The sequence below is a fragment of the Aerococcus sp. L_32 genome (assembly GCF_050689315.1).
This window is the reverse complement of record NZ_JBOEQF010000772.1, coordinates 1-857: the sequence shown is the minus strand read 5'-3', so window position 1 is coordinate 857 and position 857 is coordinate 1. Positions and strand designations below refer to the sequence as shown.

Below are 857 nucleotides of genomic sequence, written 5' to 3'. Positions count from 1 at the left end.
AATGAAACCATCGCTTCAGTTACTGCAAACTTTGATAAGTTTGAGTTTGGTGAAGCAGGTCGTTCATTGTACCACTTCATCTGGGATGAATTCTGTAACTGGTATATTGAAATGGCTAAAGAAACTTTACAAGGTGAGGACGAAGCTGCGAAAGCGACAACCCGTTCAGTATTGGCCTATACATTAAACAACATTCTACGTTTAATGCACCCAATCATGCCATTTGTAACAGAAGAAATCTGGGCGCATATTCCACATAAAGAGGCATCAATCGTTACAGCTGCGTACCCAACGGTAGATGAAAACTTATCTAATCCAAAAGCTGCTTCTGATATGAACTACGTGATTTCACTGGTTAAAGCAATCCGTAATGCTCGTAACAAACAAAACGTGGCCTTATCTAAACCAATCGAAATCATTGTGAAACCACGGAACGCTGAAATAGGTCAAGCCCTTGAAGACAACATTGCCTTCATTAACCGCTTCACCAACCCAGAAAGCTTTACGATTGATACAAGTGCTACAGCGCCAGATCAAGCGGTAACCTTATTCTTTGACGGTGGAGACATTTACTTACCATTAGCTGGTTTCATTAACATCGAAGAAGAAATTGCCCGTTTGGAGAAAGAATTAGCCAAATGGCAATCTGAAGTAGACCGGGTTGAGAAGAAATTGTCTAACGAACGCTTTGTGGCCAATGCCCCTGAAGCTGTCGTTGAAGAAGAACGCCAAAAAGGTCAAGATTACCGGGATAAATTAGTTTCTACTAAAGAAAGAATCGCTGAATTACAAGGCTAATTTGACCCAAAATAACCATTTGAGAAGCCGACTTAACTTAAATAGTCGGCTTCTTTTTT

Annotated in this window: 1 protein-coding gene; it reads left to right on the top strand. The window is 40.5% G+C overall.

What is annotated here, in order from left to right; all coding sequences use genetic code 11:
* A partial coding sequence (locus ACRCJ0_RS16345) for a class I tRNA ligase family protein (protein ID WP_431391216.1) occupies positions 1-798 on the top strand: 798 nt, incomplete at its 5' end.
* Between the last annotated feature and the right edge of the window lie 59 nt (positions 799-857).